Below are 15,402 nucleotides of genomic sequence, written 5' to 3' on the forward strand. Positions count from 1 at the left end.
GGAGTCGACGATGACCCGCACCAGCACCGCCACCCCGCTCGCACCGCACCCCGACCGGCTCTTCGCCGCCGACCCTGGAGCGCGAGCGGTCGCACGGACCGTCTACGACGCCGTCGCGGACGCGCCCATCATCTCCCCCCACGGGCACGTCGACGCGGCCCTCATCGCCGACGACGAGCCGTTCGCCGACCCGGCTTCGCTGCTCATCACGCCGGACCACTACGTCCTGCGGCTCCTGCACGCCAACGGCGTCGGACTGGAGGCGCTGGGTCGCGCCGACCTGTCCGGAACCCCTCCGGGCTCGCAGGCTCGCCCGGCGGGGTCGGCGCGTCGCTGGCGCGATGCCGCTGAGCCGACCCCGCCAGGCCGGTCCATCTGGCGGAACCTGGCCGAGCACTGGGACGACTTCCTCGCCACCCCCGTCCGCTACTGGTTCGAGACGGAGCTGCACGACGTCTTCGGGCTGACGGAGCAGCCGTCGGCCGCGAACGCGGACGCGCAGTACGACCACATCGCCGCCCTGCTGCAGCAGCCGCAGATGCGGCCGCGGGCCCTGTTCGACGCCTTCGGCATCGAGGTCCTCGCGACCACGGACGCCCCCGACGCCGACCTCGCCGCGCACGCGCGGCTCGCCGCCGACCCGACCTTCAGCGGCCGGGTGCTCCCCACCTTCCGCGCGGACGCCGTGTTCGACCCGTCGCGGTCGGACTGGAGGCACGTGGTCGCGTCCGTCGGTGAGGCCGCCGGCATCGACACGGGCACCCACGACGGCCTGCTGGCAGCACTCCGCGCACGGCGCCGGTACTTCATCGAGCACGGCGCCACCGCCACCGACACCGGGGTGCTCGACGCGGGGTCGATGCCGCTGACCGCGTCCGAACGTGCGCGCATCCACACCGCCGCACTGGAGGGACCGTCCGGTGTGACCGCCGCCGAGGCCGTGGCCTACCGCCACGACATGCTCTACCGCTGGGCGGAGATGAGCGTCGAGGACGGGCTCGTCATGCAGCTGCACCCCGGCGTGCTCCGGAACCACCACGCGCCGACACTCGAGCGCTTCGGGCCGGACACCGGCCACGACCTGCCCGCCGTCGGGTCCTTCACCGAGCCGCTCCGCCCCCTGCTCGAGTCGTTCGGCACCGCACCGGGCTTCCACCTCGTGCTCTTCACCGTCGACGAGACCGTGTTCTCGCGGGAGATCGGACCGCTCGCCGGCTTCTACCCCGCGGTGTACGCCGGGGCTCCGTGGTGGTTCATCGACACCCCGGCGGCGATCGGGCGCTACCGTGCCGCGATCACCGACTCGGTGTCGTTCACGAAGACCTCCGGGTTCATCGACGACACCCGGGCGTACTGCTCCATCCCCGCGCGGCACGACATGGCGCGGCGGGCGGACGCGGCGTACCTGGCGTCGCTCGTGGTCACGCACGAGATCTCGGAGGAGGACGCGGTCCGCACGGCCCGGCGCATCGTGTCCGACATCCCGAAGGCGACGTTCAAGCTCTAGGGGCGGTGGGGCGTGCCTCGCACGGTGCGAGGTTTGTCGGGTGGGGCGCGACGGGGTCAGGCGGTCGTGGGCTGTGCGGCGCGGAGGCGTTCGAGTGCGGCGCGCATCTCCGCCTCGGCCACGTCGGGGTCCGGCGACCAGCGGCACTCGAGTGAGACCGCACCGCGGTAGCCGCCGTCGTGCACGGCCTCGAGGAACGTCCGCCACACGTCGTCGACGGTGCCGGGAGGGAGCCGGTCGGGGTCGCTGACGTGCACGTGCCCGATGCGGTCGCCGTACCCGCGGACGACCTCGAGCGACTCGGCTTCGTTGCGGATGTGGAACAGGTCCGCGACCACGCCGACACCGTCGATGTCGGCGTCGTCGAGGAACGCCACCGTCTCGGCGACGGTGTGCAGTAGGTTCGTCTCCGTTCGGCTGAGCGGTTCGACGACGATCCGGAGGTCGTGCACGTCGGCCGTGTCCCGCGCGGTGCGGACGACCTCGGCGAACCGACGGTGGGCCTCGCTCGGCGACATGTCGTCCGGGGCGGTCCGGGCCGTTCCGGAACCGAACACAATGGTCGCGCCGGGCTCGGCCACCGAACGGACGATCGGCAGGACCGCGGCGAAGTAGTCGTCCACGGCATGGCGGTCCGACGTGAGCAACGGGAGGTCACCCGGGACGAGGACCGCGAACGACGGGAACCGCTCACCGGCGTAGGAGTCGGTGAGCGCCCATCCCCCGCCGTCGCGGACGACCAGGTTGCCGGCGATGGCGGGTTCGACGTGGTCGGCGCCCGCGCGGCGAGCGGGCTCGGTCAGTTCTGCTCCGGCGACGACGCCGAATCCGGTGAACGACATGGGTCCATGCAACTCCGCAACCGGAGACCCGGCGACCGTTGCCGTCCGTTGCCGTCGGTCGACGTCGGATGTCGTCGGCTGACGTCGGTCGTCAGGCCGGTTCGATGAGGCGGTCGAGGGAATCGGCGATGTCGCCCACCGCGTCGAGGTGGCCGTCGGCGATCTTGACGATGAAGTCGTGCGCTTCGTCGTTGCTGGCGGTCAGGCGTCGGCCGTTCACGCCGAGGAACACGATGAGCAGCATGAGTCCGAGTCGCTTGTTGCCGTCGACGAGCGCGTGGTTGCGGACGACCGAGTGCACGAGGGCTGCTGCCTTCTCGACGAGCGTCGGGTAGGCGTCGCGACCGCCGACCGACGCAGCCGGACGCGCAACGGCGGCTTCGAGGAGTCCGACGTCGCGGAGAGCGACACCGTCGCCGAGCGTCCGGCGGGCGATGTGGAGCGCCTCGTCGATGGTGAGGTGGATCACCGGCCGAGGCGTTCCAGCGCTTCGGCGTACCGGGGAAGCTCTCGGTCGAGGATCCCGTCGATGAGGTCGGCGCGACTGTGGTGCTCGATGTACTCCCGGATCGCGGTCCGGGCGATCTCCTGCATGGAACGCTCCTCGTGCTCGGCGCGCTTCCGCAGCGCGTTGGTCTCGTCGTCGTCGAGTCGGAGGGTCATGGCCATGTCCGGGATGGTATCAGTGGCGATACCACGGGATCGATCGAGGACGATCACGGCTGCCAACCGGGGGTGACGAGGCCGGTCTCGTAGGCGAAGACCACGAGCTGCGCGCGGTCGCGGGCGCCGAGCTTGATCATCGCGCGGGAGACGTGGGTCTTCGTGGTCATCGGGCTGACGAAGAGCCGCTCGGCGATCTCGGCGTTCGTCAGGCCGACCGCGACGAGCTGCATCACCTGGCGTTCACGGTCGGTGAGGACGTCGAGTGCGGGCGTGAGCGACGCCGGCTTCGCGTGCGTCGCGTACGCCTCGACGAGGGAGCGGGTGGCCCGGGGTGAGAGCAGGGAGTCGCCTGCGACCACCGCCCGCACCGCACGCAGGAGCTCGGCCGGTTCGGTGTCCTTCACCAGGAAGCCGGCCGCCCCGCCGCGGATCGCCTCGAAGACGTAGTCGTCCTCTTCGAAGGTGGTGAGGATCACCACGTGGACGTCCGCCAGGGCCGGATCGGCGGAGATTCGCTGGGTGGCCGTCAACCCGTCGGTGCCGGGCATCCGGATGTCCATGAGGACGACGTCCGGGCGTTCGGTCCGTGCGGACTCGAGGGCGGCGTCACCGTCGCCGGCCTCGCCCACGACCGTCATGCCCGGTTCGGCGTCGACGAGGGCGCGTAGGCCGGCGCGGACGAGCACCTGGTCGTCGACGAGGAGGACCCGGATCGGCTCGGGGCGGTCGCGGTGCTCGTTCACGTCGGGTCCTTCGGGTCTGCGTCGATGACCGGCGGATCGGGATCGGTGACCGGCGGGTGGGCGTCGGTGACCGGCGGGTTCGCGGCGACGACCGCCGCGTCTGCTGCGATGACCGGCAGTCGGGCCGACACGCGCCACCCGCCGTTCGTGGTCGGCCCCGCGCGGAGTTCCCCGCCCGTGGCGACGGCACGCTCGCGCATGCCGATGAGGCCGTTGCCGGTCACGCCGAGGGAGCCCCGGGGCGGTGCGCCCGCGCCGTCCGGGCGGACCGGGCGGTCCTCGACGACCAGGTCGACGACCTCCGGGCCGATCGACACGGCGACGTCGGCGCGGTGCCCGGGAGCGTGCTTCATCACGTTCGTCACCGACTCCTGCACGATGCGGAAGGCGTTGCGGTCCGTCACCCCGCCGGCAGCGCGGGGATCGCCCGACACGGACAACCCGATGTCGACACCCGCGGCCCGGGCGCGCTCGACCAGGTCGACCAGTCGGTCGAGGCCCGGTGCCGGGTTCCGTTCGGCCGCCCCGGCATCGGCCCCGGCGCCGGACTCGTCCACCGGAGCGTCGACCGCGCGGAGGACGCCGAGGATGGTCCGGAGCTCGACGAGCGCTTCGCGGCTGGAGTCACGGATGTTGGTGAGCGACTCCCGCGTCTGGTCCGGCAGGCCCGCTCCGAGGTGCAGTGCGACGCCGGCCTGCAGGTTGATGAGCGACATGCTGTGGGCGACAGAGTCGTGGAGTTCCCGGGCGATGCGCACGCGTTCGTCGGCCGCCCGACGACGCTCGGCCTCGGCTCGCTGCCGTCGGCGCTCAGCGACCCGTTCGAGCCGGACCCGGACGAGCTCGGACACCGCGATCGTCACGGTGACCCAGGCGATGCAGAGCAACACCGCGCTGAGGTCGAGGACCGACGAGCGGCCGAGGACGGCGTCGGCGGTCGGCAGCACGGCGACGCTCACGCCGGCGGCCACCGCGACCCAGGCCCGGTGCCCCCGGAGCCAGGCGTTCGCGAGCGCCATCGTGAGCGCAGCGACGAAGGGACCCCGCGGGCTCACGACCAGCGCGAACCCGATCGTCGTGGCGAGCGTGACGAGCAGCACCCCTCGGGGCCACCGCCACCGCCAGGGCAGGACCACGACGCCGGCGACGAGCAACGCGATCGCGAGGGGCCCGAGCTGGACGACGTCCGTTCTCCCGCTCGCCGCGAACGCGTGTCGTGCCCACGGCGGGCCACCGATCGCCCCGTCGCCGGGTCCGGCACCGCTCGCGAAACGGGAGGCGAGGACGGTACCCACGATCTGCACCACCGCGACCGGCAGCACGCGACCGACGCGTGCGAAGCGACGACGGCCGCCGAGGCGGGCGTCGTGCCTCGCCGGGTCGGCGACGGTCGGTGTGGGGTCCATGCAGCGAGCCTAGGGTCGCCGACCGGCTCGGTCATCGGGCGGCAGCACGACCTGTGGACTACTCCCCCGGGCGTAGCCGCCTGTGGACGAGGCGCGGCACTACGACTGCGGGAGCAGGCGGAAGTGGGGCTCCGTGACGGACGCGTGCCGCGCCTCCAGGCCCGACGCTGGAAGGGTCGCGACAGCGGCACCGAAACCGACCTCAGGAGGTCCCCATGCTCACCACCATCGCAGCGACCGCGCCGTACTGGCACGGCGGCGGGTTCCCGTTCTTCGTCTTCCCCGCGTTCTTCTTCTTCGCGTTCCTGGTCGTGTTCGTCGTCTTCGGCGTGCTCCGCCGCGGCAGCTGGCGGGCACGGTCGGACGCGCGGTCCGTCCTCGCCGACCGGTTCGCCCGGGGGGACATCGACGCCGACGAGTACCGGTCGCGGCTGTCCGAGCTCAGCCGGAAGTGACCGACAGCGCGGCGAGGATCGTCGCCACCGTGTCGTCGACCGACCCCTCGATCGACACGGCGACGGCGGCCTCGTCCGGCTGCGGGCGCTCCAGGGTGGCGAACTGCGAGTCCAGCAAGGACGTCGGCATGTACTCGTGGTGCCGGTGCGACTGCCGCTCGGCGATCAGCTCGCGCGAGCCGTCGAGGAACGCGATCACCAGGCCGGGCGCACTGGCACGCAGGCGGTCGCGGTAGATGCGCTTGAGGGCGGAGTTCGCCATCACACAGCGACTGCCGGACGCCTCGACCCGGGCGATCCGGTCGGCACAGGCGTCCAGCCAGGGCCAGCGATCCTCGTCGGTCAGCGGGATCCCCTGCCGCATCTTCTCCTTGTTCGCGGCAGGGTGCAGGTCGTCGGCGTCCACGAACACGCACGGTTCCCCCTGCGCGGCGAGCGCGTCGGCGAGGGTGCGGCCGATCGTGGACTTGCCGGAGCCGGAGACCCCCATCACGAGCACGGGCGGGAGGACAACGCTCTCGATCATCCCTCCACAGTATTGGTCTGCCGAACGCCTATCCCCAGTTGCCGTAACAGCCGTGCGGTCCCAGGCCGCCGACCGTAGGTTGAGGTGCAGACGTCAGGACGAAGGAGACCCACGTGGCAGACAACAACGGTCAAGCGAACATCGGGGTGGTGGGCCTGGCAGTCATGGGCTCGAACCTCGCACGGAACCTCGCCTCGCGAGAGGGCAACACGGTCGCGGTCTACAACCGCACCTACGCCCGCACCGAGGAACTCATCAAGGAGCACGGCGACGCCGGCTTCATCGCGTCCGAGGACATCGACGACTTCGTGGCGTCGCTCTCCAAGCCCCGCACGGCGATCATCATGGTGCAGGCCGGCAAGGGCACCGACGCCGTGATCTCGCAGCTCGCCGAGAAGTTCGAGCCCGGGGACATCATCGTCGACGGCGGCAACGCGAACTTCCACGACACCATCCGACGTGAGCACGACCTGCGCGAGCAGGGCCTCAACTTCGTCGGCACCGGCATCTCCGGTGGCGAGGAAGGCGCCCTCAAGGGGCCGTCGATCATGCCTGGCGGGTCGAAGGAGGCCTGGGAGACCCTCGGGCCGATCCTCAAGTCGATCGCCGCGGTCGCCGAGGGTGAGCCCTGTGTGACGCACATCGGGACCGACGGTGCCGGGCACTTCGTGAAGATGGTGCACAACGGCATCGAGTACGCCGACATGCAGCTCATCGCCGAGTCGTACGACCTGCTCCGCCGCGTCGGTGGTCTCACCGTCGAGGACCTGGTGCAGGTGTTCGACGAGTGGAACAAGGGCGACCTCGAGTCGTACCTGATCGAGATCACCGGCGAGATCCTCAAGCAGACCGACGCCGAGACCGGCAAGCCGCTCGTCGACGTGATCCGCGACGAGGCCGGGTCGAAGGGCACCGGGGTGTGGACCGTGCAGAACGCGGTCGGGCTCGGGATCCCCGTCTCCGGCATCGGCGAGGCGGTGTTCGCCCGCGCGGTGTCGTCGAAGCCGACCCAGCGCGCTGCGGTGCAGCAGTCCGTCAAGAACCGGCCGTCGATCACCGAGGTGCCGGACACCTTCGCGGACGACGTCCGTGCCGCGCTCTACGCGTCGAAGGTCGTCGCGTACGCGCAGGGCTTCGACCTGATCATCGCCGGGGCCAAGGAGTACGGCTGGGACATCGACCTCGGCAACGTGGCGAAGATCTGGCGCGGCGGCTGCATCATCCGCGCCCAGTTCCTCAACCGCATCGTCGAGGCGTACGCCGAGAACCCGTCGCTCGAGTCGCTGCTGGTGGACCCGTACTTCGCGAACGCCGTGGCCGAGGGCGAAGCCGCCTGGCGGCGCATCGTGGGCATCGCGGCCGCGTCGGGCATCCCGGCGCCGGGCTTCTCGTCGGCACTGTCGTACTTCGACTCGCTCGCGTCCGACCGGCTCCCCGCCGCGCTCATCCAGGGGCAGCGCGACTTCTTCGGAGCGCACACCTACCAGCGCATCGACAAGGACGGCACCTTCCACACGCTGTGGTCCGACGACGACCGGCGTGAGGTCGAGCAGGAGCCGTCGACGCACTGACGCGCCGCAGGCAGCACGACGGAGGGCCCCGCTGCACGGCGGGGCCCTTCGCCGTCAGGACCCGTCGGCGACGCGGGCTCGCCGCCAGGCGACGCGGGCTCGCCGTCAGGCGAGGCAGGCCCGCCGTCAGGCGACGATGCGCTCGCGCGCCAGGTCGGCGACCAGTCGCTCGAGCCGAGGACCGCGGCCGAGCATCCGCCGCGACCCGGGGGCGGCACGCACGAAGAACGTCGCCACGGCCGCCGAGTCGTCCGGGCGGACGTAGTGCATCGCGATGGCCCACGAGCGCCCGTCGCCGTGCAGGTCCTCGAGTCCGACGTGCACCATCCGGCTCCACCGGATCACGAGCAGCCGGGTGGCCCGGCGGTCCTCGAGTTCCCACAGCGACGCCTCGGTCGCGCCGAACGCCCAGGTCACGCGGTGGCCCAGCGAGACCTCCGGACGGACGGTCTCGATCGAGGCACGGAGTTCGGGTGTCGGTGCCGCGGGGACGAGCCACACCGTCGGGTCGATGCGCCGGATCGCCAGGGCAAGCGCCTCGTCCTCACGGCGGCGGCGCGACGAGTGCGTCCGGACGATCGCGACGACGATGACGCCCGCACCCAGCCCGATGGCCGCGACCTCGGCGACACCGAAGTACGTCAGGTCCGCGTCGGGTGACAACGCGACGACGATGATCCGCGCGGTGAGCAGCGCCGCCCAGACACCGACGATGACCCACCGCAGGGTGGCGAGCCGGCGAGCGGGCGACATCGGCCGGCGCTCCTGCCGTCGGGCACGGCCGGGGCGCGGAACACGATCGGGACGCCTCAGCACACCCCGATCCTCGCACGGCCCGCCGGTGATCGGCTGGCGCGGCCCGGTGAACGACCGTCGAACCGGGGCCGCTGTCCACAGGTTGCCCGGTTGTCAGCCCGCACGCGGCACCGGAGACCTACGCTCGGGCCGTGACCACTGACCAGGAGACCGTCCCGACGACCTCGGAGCACGCGGTGACCCTGCGGTCGGCGCGGTGGTTCGCCGCCGGCGTCGGACTCGTCGCCGCCGCAGCCTTCTTCGCCGCCGCCGAACTCGGCGCGCTGCTGCTCGGCGGCGCCGGCAGCCCGCTCGTCGCCGTCGGCTCCGCGGTCATCGACCTGGCGCCACGCGGGGCGAAGGACCTGATGGTGTCGCTCTTCGGCACCGGCGACAAGGTCGCGCTCTTCATGCTGATGGGCGTCATCGTCGCCGTCGTCAGCGCCGCCGCCGGCATCCTCGAGCGGGCCCGGCCCCCGTTCGGCGCGCTGGTGTTCGCGGTCGGGGGCGTCCTGTCACTCATCGCCGTCAGCACACGGTCCGGCAGCGGGACGTTCGACGGCGCGCCGTCGGTCCTCGGCGTCGCCGCGGCGGTCATCGTGCTCCGGCTGCTGGCGCAGCGACTCCGGCGGTGGGAGGCAGCAGCTGCGGTCCCCTCTGCGGCCCCGCGACCGGCCTCCGCCGAACGACGCGCGTTCCTGGCGTGGGGCATCACCGCCGCGACGGTCGCCGTCGTGGTGGGCACCGCGTCGCGACTCGGCTCGTCGGCGATGCAGGCCGCTGCCGCCGCGCGACGGGCGATCCGGCTGCCGGCCCCGGCGAACGCCGCACCGTCCGTGCCGAGCGGAGCCTCGCTCGACGTCGCCGGCGTCACCCCCTACGTCACGCCGAACGCCGACTTCTACCGGATCGACACCGCACTCCGCGTGCCCTCGGTCGACACCGCCGACTGGCGGCTCCGCATCCACGGCGCCGTCGACCACGAGGTCGAGCTCACCTGGGACGACCTGCTCGCGCTGCCGCTTGAGGAGCACCACGCCACCCTGAGCTGCGTCTCGAACGAGGTCGGTGGAGACCTCATCGGCAACGCGCTCTGGCTCGGCTACCCGATCCGGCTCCTGCTCGAACGAGCCGCGCCGCACGCCAGCGCCGACATGGTGCTGTCCCGGAGCGTCGACGGGTTCTCGGCGGGGACACCCCTCGACGTGCTGCAGGACCCCGGCACCGCCGCACTGCTGGCCGTCGGGATGAACGGCGAACCGCTGCCGCCCGAGCACGGGTTCCCGGTCCGGATGGTCGTGCCCGGCCTGTTCGGGTACGTGTCGGCCACGAAGTGGGTGACCGAACTCGAGGTCACCCGGTTCGCCGACGCGCAGGGCTACTGGACGCCGCGCGGCTGGTCCGAGCGAGGTCCGGTCAAGTTGGAGTCCCGGATCGACACCCCCCGTGCGGGCTCGACGGTGCAGGCCGGCTCCGAGGTCGCGATCGCCGGCGTCGCGTGGCAGCCGCACACCGGGGTCAAGGGCGTGCAGGTCCGGGTCGGGAGCGGCTCGTGGCAGGACGCCACCCTCGCCGACTCGGTGTCCGCCGACACCTGGCGGCAGTGGGTGTACCGGTGGACGCCGACGAAGGGCTCGCACCGCATCCAGGTGCGCGCAGTGAGTGCCGACGGCGAGGTGCAGACGAGTGTCGAGCGGCCACCCGCGCCGAACGGGGCATCGGGATGGCACACCGTCGAGGTGCGCGCGTCCTGACGGACGGGGGCACGGGCGCGGCGCGGGCCGCGGCGGACTGCGCAACCGGCACCGGTACCGTGCGGCGTCCGCGCTCAGGACGGACGGGTGGCGACCACGCAGGTGCCGTCGACGTCGTCGTCGGACTCCACGGACGTGACGAACCCCGCCGACGCGAAGGCAGCGGCTGACGCAGCAGCCTGAGCGTCCGACACCTCGATGACGACCGAGCCGCCCGGCCGCAGCCACTCCCCCGCCCCCGCGGCGATGCGCCGGTGCAGGTCCAACCCGTCCGGACCGCCGTCGAGCGCGACCCGGTGTTCGTGGTCGCGTGCCTCGGAGGGCATCGTGTCGATCGAGGACGTCGGCACGTACGGCGCGTTCACGGCGATGACGTCCACCACGCCGTCGAACCGGTCCGGCAGCGGCGCGAAGAGGTCCCCCTCGACGACGATGCCGCGGTCACCGATGTTCTCCGCCGCGACGCTCACGGCGTCCGGGTCGACGTCGGCGGCCACCAGGTCGAGCGCGCCGACCCGACCGAACAGTGCCACCGAGATCGCCCCGGCACCGCAGCACAGGTCGACCACGCGGTCGTAGCGCTGCAACCGCATCGCTGCCTGTTCCACCACGACGGTCGTCCGGGCACGCGGCACGAAGACCCCGGGGGTCACGCGGATGCGGTGTCCGTCGAACGCCGCCCAACCGAGGACGTACTCGAGGGGTTCGCCGCCCAGACGCCGCTGCACGAGGGCCCGCAGGCGGACCGGGTCGCCGTCGCCGGCGTCGAGCAGGAGGTCTGCCTCGTCCTCGGCGAACACGCTGCCCGCGGCCCGGAGTCGGGCCGCGAGCGCGGAGTGGGCGGGATGGCCTGGAGGCACGGGTTCAGTCCGCCACGGACGGTGCGTCGTCGAGGTGGCCAGCACCGTCGGCAGTGCCCGTGGGCTCGATGGCTCCGCTACGCGGCGCCATCGAACATCGACGTGACGGACCCGTCGTCGAAGACCTCGTGGATGGCACGGGCGATGAGCGGCGCGATCGGCAGGACCTCGAGCCGCTCCCAGCGCTTCTCCATGGGCACGGGCAGGGTGTCGGTCACGACGACCCGGTCGATGAACTCGCTCTGCAGCAGCTCGGTCGCGGGGTCGGAGAACACGGCGTGGGTCGCGGCGACGACGACACCGGTCGCGCCGGCGTTCTTCAGCGCCTCGGCTGCCTTGGCGATCGTGCGGCCGGTGTCGATCAGGTCGTCGACGAGCAGGCAGACACGACCGGAGACGTCACCGACGATCTCGTGCACGCTCACCTGGTTCGGGACGAGCGGGTCGCGGCGCTTGTGGATGATGGCCAGCGGGGCGCCGAGCTTCTCGGACCAGATGTCGGCGACGCGCACGCGGCCCATGTCCGGCGAGACGACGGTGAGCGTCGACGGGTCGAGGATCTCCTGGAAGCGCTGGAGCAGTACCGGCATCGCGAACAGGTGGTCGACGGGGCCGTCGAAGAAGCCCTGGATCTGCGCGGCGTGCAGGTCGACGCTCATGATGCGGTGCGCGCCGGCGGCCTTGAACAGGTCGGCGACGAGTCGGGCCGAGATCGGCTCGCGCCCACGGCCCTTCTTGTCCTGTCGGGCGTACGGGTAGAAGGGCGCCACGACGGTGATGCGCTTCGCCGACGCACGCTTCAGCGCGTCGACCATGATGAGCTGCTCCATGAGCCACTCGTTGATGGGCGCCGTGTGGGACTGGATCACGAAGGCGTCGCAGCCACGGACCGACTCGTCGAAGCGAGCGTAGAGCTCACCGTTCGCGAAGGTCCGGGCATCGGTCGGGACGAGCTCGACGCCGAGTTCTTCGGCGATCTCCGCCGAGAGCGTCGGGTGTGCTCGCCCTGAGACGAGGACGAGTCGTTTCTGGCCGGTCGTTTTGATTCCGGACAAGTGCGGTGCTCACTCCCTGACCCGCGCGGGGTCGATGCCGGCGACGGGTGGTCGCCGTGTTCTATTCGCCGTTCGCGCGCCGAGCAGCTTCGGCCGCCGGCGAACCGGGCCGGTGTTCCTCGACCCATCCGTCGGTGTTGCGCTGTGGGGCGTAGCTGATCGCCAGCGACCCGGCCGGTACGTCCTTGCGGACGGTCGTACCTGCGCCGGTGTACGCCCCGTCACCAATCCTAACCGGGGCGACGAACACGTTGTGCGAGCCTGTACGGACGTTCGACCCGACCTCGGTCCGGTGCTTGTGCACACCGTCGTAGTTCGCGGTGATGGTGTTCGCTCCGATGTTCGAGTCCTCGCCCACTTCGGCGTCGCCGATGTACGACAGGTGCGGGACCTTGCTGCCCCGGCCGATCTTCGCGTTCTTCGTCTCGACGAAGGTGCCGATCTTGCCCTGGTCGCCCAGGATCGTGCCGGGACGCAGGTACGCGAACGGGCCGACGGACGCACCGTCGCCGATCACTGCGAGCGTGGCGTCGACGCGGTTCACCACGGCGCCGGCACCGACCTCGGTGTCGCGGAGGGTGGCGTCCGGGCCGACGACGGCACCGGACGCGATCGCGGTGGCGCCGATGAGCTGCGTGCCGGGAAGGATCTCGGCGTCCGGCTCGATCGAGACGTCGAGGTCGATCCAGGTGGTCGCGGGGTCCTGCACGGTGACGCCGGCGAGCTGGTGCCGACGGACGATGCGGGCGTTGAGCTCCCGCGCGGCGTCGGCGAGCTGCGCGCGGTCGTTGATGCCCGCGACGAGCCACGGGTCCGTCAGCGTCACCACGTCGACCAGTCCGCCACGGCCGGCGATGAGACTCGGCGCATCGGTGATGTACTTCTCGCCCTGGGCGTTCACCGTGGTGAGCGAGGGCAGCACGGCGCGGAGATGCGTGACGTCGAACGCGTAGATGCCGGCATTGGTCTCGGTGATGTCGAGCTGCTCCGGACTGGCGTCCTTGTGCTCGACGACCCCGACGAAGGCACCGTCGGTACCGCGCACGACCCGTCCGAGCCCGGTCGGGTCCGGTGCGACGGCGCTGACGAGCGTCACGGCGTGTCCGCCGCCGACGTGCGCGTCCACCAGGCGACGGAGCGAGTCCGCGTCGAGGAGCGGTACGTCGCCCGAGAGCACGACCACGGCGCCGTCGAAGTCGGCGGGCAGCGCCTGGACCGCGACCTCGACCGCGCGACCGGTGCCGGGGACGTCGTCCTGGTCGACCACGATCGCGTCGGGGGCACGCTCGACGACCTCGGCCGCGACGCGCTCCCGCTCGTGGCGCACGACGACGGCGACGTGCTCCGGGCCGAGGGACGACGCCGTCCGCAGCACGTGGGCGATGAGTGGCAGGCCGGCGAGGCGGTGCAGCACCTTGGGGGTGGACGACTTCATGCGCGTGCCCTGCCCGGCGGCGAGGACGACGACGGCGATCCGCTGGTCGGTCATGGGTCCATCCTGGCGCACGTGCCCTTCCGGTGTCGGGCGACCCACGGCCCTGTGCGCAACAGTGCGCGGAACCGCACCTGTGGAGGGAAGACGAGCCGCGCCTCCAGGCTGGGGCGGTGACCGGTTCTTCCCATCGCACGCGGAATGGAAGGCGGAATCGGGCGTAGGAGGTCGAAAGAAACGACCTCCTATGCCCGATTCCACCTGGTACGCGCGAAACGACCCCCTACGCGCGGAACGACCCCGCGCCGCCCGCGCCCGACCCCGCGCCCGACCCCGCGCCCGCGCCCCGCGGCACGAACACCATCAGCACCAGCCCCGCGACGAGCACCACCACGACGCCGATGATGCCGAACCGGGTCGAGCCGCCGATCGTCACCGCGATCCCGAACAACGCCGGCGCGAGGAACGACGCCGCCCGCCCGGTCGTGGCGTAGAGGCCGAAGAGCTCCCCCTCGCGGCCCGGCGTCGCCAGCCGGCTGAGGTACGCGCGGGACGACGCCTGCACCGGCCCGACGAACACCGCCAGCGTGAGGCCGAGGATCCAGAAGCCCTGCGTCGCCGTGCCGATCAGGAAGACACCGAGGCCGGTCAGCACGAGCCCGACGAGCGACACCGTGATGAGCGCGCGCGAGCCGAACCGGTCGTCGAGCCACCCGGACACGAACGTCGCGACGCCCGCCACGACGTTGGCCGCGATCGCGAACAGGATCACCTGCGAGGGGCTGAACCCGAACACCGTGGCGGCGATGATCCCGCCGAAGGTGAACACGGCGCCGACGCCGTCGCGGAACACGGCGCTCGCGAGCAGGAACGCCAGGACGTCACGGCGCTCCCGCCAGAGCCGGGCGATGTCCCGGCCGAGGTCGGCGTAGGCGGTGAGGAGGCCTCCGGTGCGGGCCGGACCCGGTGCGGCCTCGGGCACGGTGACGAACAGCGGGATCGAGCTCACGGCGAGCCAGAGGGCCGCGATGCCGATCGCCACGCGGACGTCCCACTGCCCGGACGCCACCGTCGCGGGGAGCTGCAGGAGCCCGGCGACCCCGGGGACGCCGAAGTCCTGGATGCAGAGGACCAGCAGCACGACGAGCAGCACGATCCCGCCGAAGTACCCGGCCGCCCACCCGATCGCGGACACCCGGCCCTTCTGCTCCCCCGCTGCGACCTGGCCGAGCATGGCGTTGTAGCCGACGCTCGCGATCTCGTACGCCACGGTCCCGATGCCGAGGAGTGCGGCGCCGAGCAGCAGGAACGGCTGGCTGGGCGCGACGAACACCATGCCGCCGATGGACAGCGCGATGCCGATGGTCGCGACGAGGACGGACCGCCGACGGTGCCCGGACGAGTCCGCGAGGCGTCCGACGGCGGGTGCGACCAGGGCCACGACGATGCCGGCGATCGTCAGCGCGGTCGAGACGACGGCGGCGTTGTGGGCGAGTTCGCGGTCGACGAGGGCCTTCCCGGCGGCCGAGGTGTCGGCGACGAGGGCCGGGTCCACGAAGGCGCGGCTCGCCAGGTAGGTGCTGAAGACGAAGGTCGTGACGACCGCGTTGAAGGCGGCGGACCCCCAGTCCCAGAGGGCCCAGGACACGAGCGCGCGCCGGTCGGTGCGCTGCGGCACTGCAGCCGAGAGTGGAGCCGTCATGCGCGAACCGTAGCGCGTCCGGGTGTCGCGTCGGTGGCCCCGTTCCGGGGCACGCACCCGGGGTGGGCGCGTCGACGACGCCGGTGGC

At 72.1% G+C, this 15,402-nt stretch carries 15 protein-coding genes; 4 read left to right on the top strand and 11 right to left on the bottom strand.

Annotated elements, in window-relative coordinates; translation table 11 throughout:
• Nucleotides 1–10 precede the first annotated feature (10 nt).
• Complete coding sequence (gene uxaC / locus EDF64_RS01710; RefSeq protein ID WP_133518361.1) at nucleotides 11–1,507, top strand: glucuronate isomerase; 1,497 nt, start codon at nucleotides 11–13, stop codon at nucleotides 1,505–1,507.
• A 56-nt stretch (nucleotides 1,508–1,563) separates the two neighbouring features.
• On the opposite strand, the gene EDF64_RS01715 is transcribed toward uxaC, so the two are convergent.
• From EDF64_RS01715 to EDF64_RS01735, 5 genes are all read right to left on the bottom strand, one after another.
• Entirely contained in the window at nucleotides 1,564–2,349 is a 786-nt protein-coding gene (locus EDF64_RS01715; protein ID WP_133518362.1) for a sugar phosphate isomerase/epimerase family protein, read from the bottom strand.
• A 91-nt stretch (nucleotides 2,350–2,440) separates the two neighbouring features.
• The gene (locus EDF64_RS01720; RefSeq protein WP_133518363.1) at nucleotides 2,441–2,818 is read right to left on the bottom strand and encodes a type II toxin-antitoxin system death-on-curing family toxin; all 378 of its coding nucleotides are present in this window, start codon (nucleotides 2,816–2,818) and stop codon (nucleotides 2,441–2,443) included.
• A complete protein-coding gene (locus EDF64_RS01725; protein ID WP_208108801.1) occupies nucleotides 2,815–3,018 on the bottom strand; it encodes a DUF6290 family protein in 204 nt (67 codons plus the stop codon). Before EDF64_RS01725 ends, EDF64_RS01720 begins: the two co-directional genes overlap by 4 nt.
• Before the next feature lie 47 nt (nucleotides 3,019–3,065).
• Complete coding sequence (locus tag EDF64_RS01730; RefSeq protein WP_243736198.1) at nucleotides 3,066–3,758, bottom strand: response regulator transcription factor; 693 nt, start codon at nucleotides 3,756–3,758, stop codon at nucleotides 3,066–3,068.
• On the bottom strand, nucleotides 3,755–5,164 hold the full coding sequence (locus tag EDF64_RS01735; protein WP_133518364.1) for a sensor histidine kinase: 1,410 nt from the start codon (nucleotides 5,162–5,164) through the stop codon (nucleotides 3,755–3,757). The genes EDF64_RS01730 and EDF64_RS01735 overlap by 4 nt, the downstream gene beginning before the upstream one ends.
• A gap of 215 nt (nucleotides 5,165–5,379) precedes the next feature.
• On the opposite strand from EDF64_RS01735, the gene EDF64_RS01740 reads away from it, so the two are divergent.
• Nucleotides 5,380–5,619: a hypothetical protein gene (locus EDF64_RS01740; RefSeq protein ID WP_071292618.1), complete on the top strand. Its 240-nt coding sequence runs from the start codon at nucleotides 5,380–5,382 to the stop codon at nucleotides 5,617–5,619.
• Here the strand turns inward: EDF64_RS01740 and EDF64_RS01745 are convergent.
• A complete protein-coding gene (locus tag EDF64_RS01745; RefSeq protein ID WP_133518365.1) occupies nucleotides 5,606–6,145 on the bottom strand; it encodes a gluconokinase in 540 nt (179 codons plus the stop codon). The two genes, EDF64_RS01740 and EDF64_RS01745, sit on opposite strands and share 14 nt — an antisense overlap.
• 113 nt (nucleotides 6,146–6,258) lie before the next feature.
• On the opposite strand from EDF64_RS01745, the gene gndA reads away from it, so the two are divergent.
• Nucleotides 6,259–7,716 carry an NADP-dependent phosphogluconate dehydrogenase gene (gene gndA, locus EDF64_RS01750; RefSeq protein WP_133518366.1) on the top strand — a complete coding sequence of 486 codons (1,458 nt, stop codon included), beginning with the start codon at nucleotides 6,259–6,261 and terminating at the stop codon, nucleotides 7,714–7,716.
• A gap of 126 nt (nucleotides 7,717–7,842) precedes the next feature.
• On the opposite strand, the gene EDF64_RS01755 is transcribed toward gndA, so the two are convergent.
• Nucleotides 7,843–8,469 carry a hypothetical protein gene (locus EDF64_RS01755; RefSeq protein WP_133518367.1) on the bottom strand — a complete coding sequence of 209 codons (627 nt, stop codon included), beginning with the start codon at nucleotides 8,467–8,469 and terminating at the stop codon, nucleotides 7,843–7,845.
• Nucleotides 8,470–8,663: 194 nt separating this feature from the next.
• On the opposite strand from EDF64_RS01755, the gene EDF64_RS01760 reads away from it, so the two are divergent.
• Nucleotides 8,664–10,265, top strand: coding sequence for a molybdopterin-dependent oxidoreductase (locus EDF64_RS01760; protein ID WP_243736199.1), 1,602 nt, complete (start codon nucleotides 8,664–8,666; stop codon nucleotides 10,263–10,265).
• Between the two features lie 74 nt (nucleotides 10,266–10,339).
• Here EDF64_RS01760 and EDF64_RS01765 read toward each other — a convergent pair whose 3' ends face one another.
• The 4 genes from EDF64_RS01765 to EDF64_RS01780 all read right to left on the bottom strand — a co-directional run bounded on the left by EDF64_RS01765 (nucleotide 10,340) and on the right by EDF64_RS01780 (nucleotide 15,314).
• The gene (locus EDF64_RS01765) at nucleotides 10,340–11,125 is read right to left on the bottom strand and encodes a putative protein N(5)-glutamine methyltransferase (RefSeq protein WP_133518368.1); all 786 of its coding nucleotides are present in this window, start codon (nucleotides 11,123–11,125) and stop codon (nucleotides 10,340–10,342) included.
• 77 nt (nucleotides 11,126–11,202) lie between these two features.
• Nucleotides 11,203–12,180 (bottom strand): ribose-phosphate diphosphokinase, encoded by a 978-nt coding sequence (locus tag EDF64_RS01770; protein ID WP_133518369.1) that lies wholly within the window; start codon nucleotides 12,178–12,180, stop codon nucleotides 11,203–11,205.
• 61 nt (nucleotides 12,181–12,241) lie between these two features.
• Complete coding sequence (gene glmU, locus EDF64_RS01775) at nucleotides 12,242–13,669, bottom strand: bifunctional UDP-N-acetylglucosamine diphosphorylase/glucosamine-1-phosphate N-acetyltransferase GlmU (protein WP_133518370.1); 1,428 nt, start codon at nucleotides 13,667–13,669, stop codon at nucleotides 12,242–12,244.
• Nucleotides 13,670–13,895: 226 nt separating this feature from the next.
• Nucleotides 13,896–15,314 carry an MFS transporter gene (locus EDF64_RS01780; protein ID WP_133518371.1) on the bottom strand — a complete coding sequence of 473 codons (1,419 nt, stop codon included), beginning with the start codon at nucleotides 15,312–15,314 and terminating at the stop codon, nucleotides 13,896–13,898.
• Nucleotides 15,315–15,402: the final 88 nt, after the last annotated feature.

Source organism: Curtobacterium flaccumfaciens, from assembly GCF_004361695.1.
Taxonomy (GTDB): domain Bacteria; phylum Actinomycetota; class Actinomycetes; order Actinomycetales; family Microbacteriaceae; genus Curtobacterium; species Curtobacterium flaccumfaciens_B.

Bases quoted from the DNA above. Each gene is read 5' to 3' on its own strand.
- EDF64_RS01755 (WP_133518367.1), bottom strand. From the start codon at position 8,469: ATGTCGCCCGCTCGCCGGCTCGCCACCCTGCGGTGGGTCATCGTCGGT.
- glmU (WP_133518370.1), bottom strand. From the start codon at position 13,669: ATGACCGACCAGCGGATCGCCGTCGTCGTCCTCGCCGCCGGGCAGGGC.
- EDF64_RS01780 (WP_133518371.1), bottom strand. From the start codon at position 15,314: ATGACGGCTCCACTCTCGGCTGCAGTGCCGCAGCGCACCGACCGGCGC.
- EDF64_RS01725 (WP_208108801.1), bottom strand. From the start codon at position 3,018: ATGGCCATGACCCTCCGACTCGACGACGACGAGACCAACGCGCTGCGG.
- EDF64_RS01715 (WP_133518362.1), bottom strand. From the start codon at position 2,349: ATGTCGTTCACCGGATTCGGCGTCGTCGCCGGAGCAGAACTGACCGAG.
- uxaC (WP_133518361.1), top strand. From the start codon at position 11: ATGACCCGCACCAGCACCGCCACCCCGCTCGCACCGCACCCCGACCGG.
- EDF64_RS01745 (WP_133518365.1), bottom strand. From the start codon at position 6,145: ATGATCGAGAGCGTTGTCCTCCCGCCCGTGCTCGTGATGGGGGTCTCC.
- EDF64_RS01740 (WP_071292618.1), top strand. From the start codon at position 5,380: ATGCTCACCACCATCGCAGCGACCGCGCCGTACTGGCACGGCGGCGGG.
- EDF64_RS01735 (WP_133518364.1), bottom strand. From the start codon at position 5,164: ATGGACCCCACACCGACCGTCGCCGACCCGGCGAGGCACGACGCCCGC.